10 protein-coding genes are annotated in these 6,710 nt (G+C 44.8%); 5 read left to right on the plus strand and 5 right to left on the minus strand.

All coding sequences use genetic code 11. From position 1 onward, the window contains the following. Nucleotides 1-52: 52 nt before the first annotated feature. The 3 genes from QUA74_RS16515 to QUA74_RS16525 all read left to right on the plus strand — a co-directional run bounded on the left by QUA74_RS16515 (nucleotide 53) and on the right by QUA74_RS16525 (nucleotide 3,620). Nucleotides 53-1,603: an NADH-quinone oxidoreductase subunit M gene (locus tag QUA74_RS16515; RefSeq protein ID WP_333330960.1), complete on the plus strand. Its 1,551-nt coding sequence runs from the start codon at nucleotides 53-55 to the stop codon at nucleotides 1,601-1,603. 201 nt (nucleotides 1,604-1,804) lie between these two features. Further along, entirely contained in the window at nucleotides 1,805-3,127 is a 1,323-nt protein-coding gene (locus tag QUA74_RS16520) for a CO2 hydration protein (RefSeq protein ID WP_333330963.1), read from the plus strand. Nucleotides 3,128-3,413: 286 nt separating this feature from the next. Further along, nucleotides 3,414-3,620, plus strand: a complete 207-nt coding sequence (locus QUA74_RS16525; protein WP_333330966.1) for a hypothetical protein — start codon at nucleotides 3,414-3,416, stop codon at nucleotides 3,618-3,620. On the opposite strand, the gene QUA74_RS16530 is transcribed toward QUA74_RS16525, so the two are convergent. The 4 genes from QUA74_RS16530 to QUA74_RS16545 all read right to left on the minus strand — a co-directional run bounded on the left by QUA74_RS16530 (nucleotide 3,617) and on the right by QUA74_RS16545 (nucleotide 4,958). Continuing rightward, nucleotides 3,617-3,781, minus strand: coding sequence for a type II toxin-antitoxin system HicB family antitoxin (locus QUA74_RS16530; RefSeq protein ID WP_445302152.1), 165 nt, complete (start codon nucleotides 3,779-3,781; stop codon nucleotides 3,617-3,619). The two genes, QUA74_RS16525 and QUA74_RS16530, sit on opposite strands and share 4 nt — an antisense overlap. Before the next feature lie 123 nt (nucleotides 3,782-3,904). After that, nucleotides 3,905-4,168, minus strand: a complete 264-nt coding sequence (locus QUA74_RS16535) for a type II toxin-antitoxin system RelE/ParE family toxin (RefSeq protein ID WP_333330969.1) — start codon at nucleotides 4,166-4,168, stop codon at nucleotides 3,905-3,907. Continuing rightward, nucleotides 4,165-4,389: a hypothetical protein gene (locus QUA74_RS16540; protein ID WP_333330971.1), complete on the minus strand. Its 225-nt coding sequence runs from the start codon at nucleotides 4,387-4,389 to the stop codon at nucleotides 4,165-4,167. Before QUA74_RS16540 ends, QUA74_RS16535 begins: the two co-directional genes overlap by 4 nt. A gap of 98 nt (nucleotides 4,390-4,487) precedes the next feature. Continuing rightward, entirely contained in the window at nucleotides 4,488-4,958 is a 471-nt protein-coding gene (locus tag QUA74_RS16545) for a hypothetical protein (protein WP_333330974.1), read from the minus strand. A gap of 182 nt (nucleotides 4,959-5,140) precedes the next feature. Here QUA74_RS16545 and QUA74_RS16550 point away from each other — a divergent pair, with 182 nt between their 5' ends. Together QUA74_RS16550 and QUA74_RS16555 are read left to right on the plus strand one after the other, a co-directional pair. Continuing rightward, the gene (locus tag QUA74_RS16550; RefSeq protein WP_242717445.1) at nucleotides 5,141-5,353 is read left to right on the plus strand and encodes a helix-turn-helix domain-containing protein; all 213 of its coding nucleotides are present in this window, start codon (nucleotides 5,141-5,143) and stop codon (nucleotides 5,351-5,353) included. A gap of 155 nt (nucleotides 5,354-5,508) precedes the next feature. Further along, nucleotides 5,509-5,703, plus strand: a complete 195-nt coding sequence (locus tag QUA74_RS16555) for a hypothetical protein (RefSeq protein WP_333330977.1) — start codon at nucleotides 5,509-5,511, stop codon at nucleotides 5,701-5,703. Between the two features lie 163 nt (nucleotides 5,704-5,866). Here QUA74_RS16555 and QUA74_RS16560 read toward each other — a convergent pair whose 3' ends face one another. Continuing rightward, complete coding sequence (locus tag QUA74_RS16560; protein WP_333330979.1) at nucleotides 5,867-6,628, minus strand: hypothetical protein; 762 nt, start codon at nucleotides 6,626-6,628, stop codon at nucleotides 5,867-5,869. Nucleotides 6,629-6,710 lie beyond the last annotated feature (82 nt).

The following is a 6,710-nucleotide window of genomic DNA, read 5'->3' on the forward strand; positions in this document are numbered from 1 at the left end:
ACAAGAGGCTGCAAAATTGATTGTTCACTCTTCACTCTTCACTTCACACATTATGCTTAGTGCCTTGCTCTGGTTGCCCGCGTTGGGCGCTGCGGTAGTCGGGTTCCTGCCCGGAAATATCAATGGGATGCGTCTGCGTTCAATAGCCTCGGCTTTTGCTGCTGCTGTTTTCCTTTTGAATATCTGGCTGTTGACTCAATTCGATCCAGCCAATTCGGGACTGCAATTTCAAGAATATTTGCCTTGGATTCCGCAATTAGGTTTGAGCTACAACTTGGGCATTGACGGTTTGTCCTTGCCGCTACTGGTTTTAAGTGCTTTGCTGACGCTATTAGTCATTTACGGCACTGGCGAAAAGATGGATCGCCCCCAGCTTTACTACGCTTTGATTTTGCTAATCAATGCTGGTATTGCCGGAGCTTTGATGTCTCAAAATTTGCTGTTGTTTGTACTGTTTTACGAAGTAGAATTAATTCCTTTTTACCTGTTGATTGCGATTTGGGGCGGAAAGCAGCGGGAATACGCTGCCATGAAGTTTTTGATCTACACGGCAGTTTCGGGACTTTTAGTGCTGGCAGCATTTTTGGGTGTGGCTTGGTTGAGCGGTTCTTTAAATTTCGATTACAGTGCGATTACCACTCAAGAATTGCCGAGAAATGTGCAGTTAATCCTGCTAACAATTTTGCTAATTGGGTTGGGAATTAAAATTCCCTTGGTGCCGCTGCATACTTGGCTGCCGGATGCTTACGTCGAAGCTTCGCCAGCAACAGCAATTTTGCTGGGAGGGATTCTGGCGAAGTTGGGAACTTACGGTTTAGTGCGGTTCGGCTTGCAGATGTTTCCCGAAACTTGGTCGATTATAGCTCCCGCTTTAGCGATTATCGGGACTGTGAGCGTGATGTACGGGGCTTTGAGCGCGATCGCCCAAAAAGATATCAAGCGCATGGTAGCCTATAGTTCGATCGGCCACATGGGCTACATCCTCGTTGCCTGCGCGGCGGGTACGAAGCTGGCATTAATCGGTGCTGTCGGGCAAATGGTAAGCCACGGCTTAATTTTAGCTTTGCTGTTTTATTTGGTAGGCATCATCGAAACCAAAGTTGGCACGCGGGATTTGGACGTGCTCAACGGTTTGATGAACCCGATGCGGGGTTTACCCACTGCTAGTTCCCTGTTAGTTTTGGGCGGCATGGCAAGCGCCGGAATTCCCGGTTTGGTGGGTTTTATTGCCGAATTCTTAGTGTTTCAAGGCAGTTTCTCGATCTTTCCCATTCCAACTTTACTCTGCATTTTAGCCTCTGGTTTAACAGCAGTTTACTTTGTGATTTTGCTCAACCGCACCTGTTTTGGGAAGTTGGACAACGCCACGGCTTACTATCCTCCAGTTACGTTTGGCGAAAATATGCCGGCGCTGGTTTTGGCCGGTATCATTTTTGTTTTGGGAATTCAACCTGCTTGGTTGCTGAAGTGGAGCGAATCGACTACAAATGCGATAGTTGCCACTCTTCCGACTGACAGAAATGCCCAAGTTGCTATTAGTTATCCCGTTGAGAATTCGGCGATAAAAATCGCTTCTACACAAACGAAGTCCGCCAGGGAATGAATTCCACGGGGCTTATAGCGAAAGTCCTCGCTATGAGGACTAATGAGTTTTCTAGTCCTCATAGCGAGGACTTTCGCTTTGAGGCAGGGGTTGAAACCCCGGCCGGACTTCTGGACTATCGGTTTTACGTTAAGTTCTCACCAATAGGCAGAGCCGGGAAGTAGATAAATCTTCAATTTCACTCAATCAAAGGAAAAAACAATGGTACAAACCCCTAATAAACCAGCAACTAAACTACCTCCTTCAAAACACGAATTTGCCGAAGTAATTCACAGACTAGAAGCGGGCGGCGCGATGATTCCAGATACGCCGGAAAATCTGATGCAAATCATCGCTATTTGGAAAGCTTACGCAGTGCCCATGGACTTTTACTGGCGAGATTTACTTTACATCGCCGAACGAGTATTTTTACACCCGCTTCCCTTCTTTAAATACTTCTTGCCGCAGGAGTATCTAGACTTGCAAAATCACTATTCAGGCGACGGTGCAGATTTGCGGATTTGGCGCGGGACAGGAAGTGTTCACCCGGAACTTTTGGAGTTCATGGAAAAGGGAGAAACTGGGAAAAAGCCGCGGCTGTTTCACCATTTGTGGCACGATCGCATTAACATGGAATTTGCCGAAGAGTGCATGAGGTCAATGCTTTGGCACCGGGGCTTATACGTGCCTACCAATCAATTCGATCCTTATTTGGACAGTGACGAATATAAGGCTAATGCCGATCGGGCAATTAAAGCTTACTTCAAAAAAGACCCCTTCATGCTGGCACTTCACAAAGCATTTCCCGAAATGTTTTTAGAACAGTGCCGCCAAATGTCTTATTACAGCAATCTCGGTTTATTTTGGGAAGTCATGGCGCCGGTGTTTTTTGAGGTTTCGGATCTTTACGATGAAGGGAAAGTTACCACAGTCCCGCAGGCGATGGATTTCCTAGTAAATGGCATATTTGCGATCGCCGGTCGCCCGATTTACCACCACGTTCAAATCGACGGTGAAACCTACGAAATCATCCCCAAATCTAAGGGTTTCACTTGGCTTTACGAAGCAGCCTTACCTTACGTGGAAGCTGTATTTTACCGCACTTCGCCATTCCGAGGAACCAAATCTTACAACGCTCAAGCTAGGGAAGTTCCTGACGACCAAAAAGACTTCCACTACGGAGTGCTTTATGCAGACAAATTCCCGGTAGGTACGGCGGGGATTCCGCCGACTTTGCTAGCACAAGATATGCTGCATTTCCTGCCGCCTTATTTGATGGATTTCTACAAACAGCGCTGTCGCGGCGAAGATGATATCCTCAATCAAATTGGGGTGACATTTCAGCGATCGATGTACTGCGTTACTTCGGCGGTGTTTCAAGCTTTGCGGACTGCTCTTTTGTATCCTTTAGATGACCCGAATCCAAAGCATTTGAAGGCAAATCGAGCTTTCTTTGAGTCTCAAATCGATCGCTTCTGTCGCCCGGAATACGGCATGAAATATGCTGCGAAGTTGAAGAATATTCAGACTTCCGATTATAGGTAAAGGATGTTTGCGGGAGGCATCTTAGCTGAACAGTCCGCCAGTCCGTTAGTCCGCCAGGGGTTGAAACCCCTGGCTCAAAGCTCAAGTCGGTTGAAACCGACTGGGAAAAATCAGATTTTTTTAAAGCCGTTTCAAAAGTCCTATAATATTAAGCCCGTTGGCATCGTAATTATTCATCACTCTCTCTTCTTTTCCTCTGATTTCTCTGCGTTCTCTGCGTTCTCTGCGGTTTAATCATTCCGATACAACCGGAAATGATTAAACCAATAACCAATAACAAATAACTATGGACAGCAAAGATTTAGCCAAATATATCGAAGCAACTGACGGGATTTCCAAACCTTGGCTGTTGGTGCAACTGCGGCTGAAAAAATTGCAAGAAAGGCGATCGGAGATTTCTGCTGAAGAGTATATGACAGAACTTACGGACATTCACAAAGATTTAATGAATCTGGGGGAGTGGTGGCTGGGAATCGAAGATGAGGTTTTCTAGGCGATTTCAAGAATGCTAGGTGCGGGGATGGGTTCACCTTCTTCCTGCCAAGCTTCTAGATACATTTCGAGCACTTCTTCGCCATGTCGGATGGCTTCTGAGCGGGTTTGGCCGTGGGTACAGGGGATGACAACGCGCTCGGCCAACTCTGGAATCGTCACGAGGAAAAGTTGATCCTCGGACGATCATACTGTATCGATTCATGAATCTTCCTCCTTTAACTCGTCTAGTTCCGCTAACAATATTGCCAACTGCTTGGGATGGGTGAGATAGTGGGTGAGGAGTCAACCTCCTCTGTAAACTTCCTTCCGATGTTGGCATTGCAACAGCAAAATCCTGAGTTCTTGATCTTCAATTTCATAACGAACGCAATAATCACCGATGCGAATACGGTATTCATTTTCAGAACCTTTCAGTTTAACCACTCCATCTGGGCGCGGGTTTTCCGCAAGTTGCTGGACTTTGGCAGCGATACGCTCGTAAACATCATCTGGCAAGGCATCTAGCTGCTTTTGCACAGCTTTGGGTATAATGATGGTATAAGTCATGTTGACTTTCTTGCCCGTTGAGTCGTGTATTGGTGGAACGTGGTGTATTCACCGGCTTTGTAATCAGCACGGGCGGCGTCAATTTCAGCAATATCTTCTGGAGAATCTTCGTCATCCGGGAATAATTCAGCTTCCAACAGTTCCCAAAGCTTCTGTTTTTCTGCAATTTCCAGTGACGCAATTGCTTCTAGCAGTGATTGAAATGAGATCTCTACTTTCACGGTATTCTCAGCCCTTCAAACTTTTCTCTATATTTAGTTTTACATTTTTAATTGTGCCTGTACCCATTCTCGAAATTGCTCGTCGGGGCGATCGCACTTTAAAATTTTTCCATCAAATCTTTTTCTTGAGCATAGACATCTCGTAGCTGTTGCAGCCCCACTCCAGAAATGACCGGTTTAACTTTAGCTACCAACATTCCCCACTCCAGCAAGCTGTCAACTGAAACAGCTTTTTTGAACTTGTACGTGTAGAATTTAGTCCAAAATGCAGGTGCTTGCTTGCTTTTCCAGCGCTTGTACCATCTGCCAAAATCTTGAGGTGCGATCGGCTTTACTTCCAAAATAGGGGGAAAATCTGCGTAACTGACAAATCGACTAATGCCTTTGGCGTGCACGTACACCATGTAGCGACAGCATTCTATGCGGTAAATCTCGTCTGCTGCGATATTGAACAGCAGTGCCACTGTTTCTTCGGTAACGAATCTCGCCAGGGGATGAAGGATTGGAGATTTATGAATTATTCTGGATTCTGCGATCGTCCGCGATTTTGCCGGAGTTTCTGATATCATGGCTAGTACACCTCTGGATATGGTTAGTAGACTTCTGGATATGGCAAATGCACTTTTTGATAGAAAGAAATAATCTGTCCAGATTAGGTTTTACAGACGATCGCCCCTTAGTTTTCCAGGCCGGGGGGCGATCGGTTTTTAGATAAATTTATTCTAAGGTGTTATAGCACCCATTGTCAAGCATGGGTTTAGTAAGAATTAAAGTCAGAGAACTAGCTGCAGAGAAAGGTTGGACATTCAAGGAAGTTTCAGAACGTTCTGGGGTAATGTACAACACAGTCAAGCATTATGCCCGTTGTCCAGGGCTGACAACGGTTGACTTTACTTTGCTGCGGAAGTTAGCTCGCACTTTTGATGTGATGATTGAGGATTTGGTTGAGGTTTTGGAGGAATAGGTTGATCGGCCTTAAGTTGTCTAGACTGGGGGCGATCGCTTTTTTGTATTTTTTACACTATAGCATGATTAACTGTACTTATTCAAACATTATTGTACTTAATTGGATTGAGGATGGTAACATCAAGGAAAGTTATTAATCGTTGATTATTCTTCGTGGCTAAAACTAATACTGCGATCGCGGTCAGTTCTGTGATTAAGGAAGTCATTCAAAAACAAGCGCTAGCGACCAGGCTAACTCAGAAGGAAGTCGTGTACTTGGGAATGCTGGCAATTGATGCACTCGACGAGGAAAGCCGCCAAGAGTTGGCCGATAAGGTACATCAGATGCAGATGAATGGTGAAATTTGAGGGGATAAGGGCGATCGCCTTTTTGGTGAAGTGAGGTTCGGGGTGCTCGATCCTACAGCCACTATAGTTGTAAGAACCATGCCATAACCTTTCGCTTCAACCATCACAGATACCTTATTGGTTCCAACAGACAACCTTAATGCGGTCGGGTGCAAGCGGGTTGTTAGATTCCCTGTACCTCTCGGTTATTACGAACCGAGTAACTCCAACCCCTATTGACATATCCTTTACTTTCCTTACTTTTTCTACTTTCAGTTGTCTCCTCTGAAAAATCGATTATCAATTCATCTTCGTTTTGGTGAGTTCGGGCCTCATAATACTCAGCAGCAAAACGATTTAGCACATTATCATATGTTATAAATTTCTTTTGTCTGTCAACAGCAGTGGCCAGTATTAAGATGTCATTGATAGTGTTACGAATATTGCTTTTGCAGTTATGTTTAGCAGCAAACTCTGAAAACAGAGTCAACCCATTTTCTATTGTCGCTCTAGTTAGAGAGTAACAACGATAATTATTATCCAAAAAGTATTTCAACCGTTTTTTGAGGTACTTCTGCTTTTGTTTAGATAAATGAGAAACACTGAGTTCATATACCCCATAGTTTTTTTTATTAATAACCTCAGCAATTGCTTCGTTTCCAAACTCACGATATGCAGAGAACTGACTGCCAAAGTCGATAATCACTTGGTCTGTCCGACAAGCACCTCCCTTGGCCCATTTAGGATTTCCAAAATGCTCGGGAATACCAAAATCACGCTCTTCTGAATTTAGTACCGAGTATCTAGCTGGATGAAGAATGTAGTAGTCAGGTTGCTTTGAGTCTCTGGGCTGAGCCAGTAAAAATTCATTAGCTGTAATTGATGAAATAGCATGGCTTCCGTCGTGGACATCGTTCTCAATCTCCTTGAAACGATATGAAAGCACTTGTGTTTGAAATGCTCACCGTCCTAAAGGAGCGGTGATTCTTGACGCTTCATCGGGATTTGCTACCGAAGTAGTCTGACAA

This window comes from Microcoleus sp. LAD1_D3 (genome assembly GCF_036702135.1).
Classification (GTDB): domain Bacteria; phylum Cyanobacteriota; class Cyanobacteriia; order Cyanobacteriales; family Microcoleaceae; genus Microcoleus.

Coding starts and splice junctions, on each gene's coding strand:
- QUA74_RS16515 (WP_333330960.1), top strand. CDS start 53: ATGCTTAGTGCCTTGCTCTGGTTGCCCGCGTTGGGCGCTGCGGTAGTC.
- QUA74_RS16520 (WP_333330963.1), top strand. CDS start 1,805: ATGGTACAAACCCCTAATAAACCAGCAACTAAACTACCTCCTTCAAAA.
- QUA74_RS16525 (WP_333330966.1), top strand. CDS start 3,414: ATGGACAGCAAAGATTTAGCCAAATATATCGAAGCAACTGACGGGATT.
- QUA74_RS16535 (WP_333330969.1), bottom strand. CDS start 4,168: ATGACTTATACCATCATTATACCCAAAGCTGTGCAAAAGCAGCTAGAT.
- QUA74_RS16545 (WP_333330974.1), bottom strand. CDS start 4,958: ATGATATCAGAAACTCCGGCAAAATCGCGGACGATCGCAGAATCCAGA.
- QUA74_RS16550 (WP_242717445.1), top strand. CDS start 5,141: ATGGGTTTAGTAAGAATTAAAGTCAGAGAACTAGCTGCAGAGAAAGGT.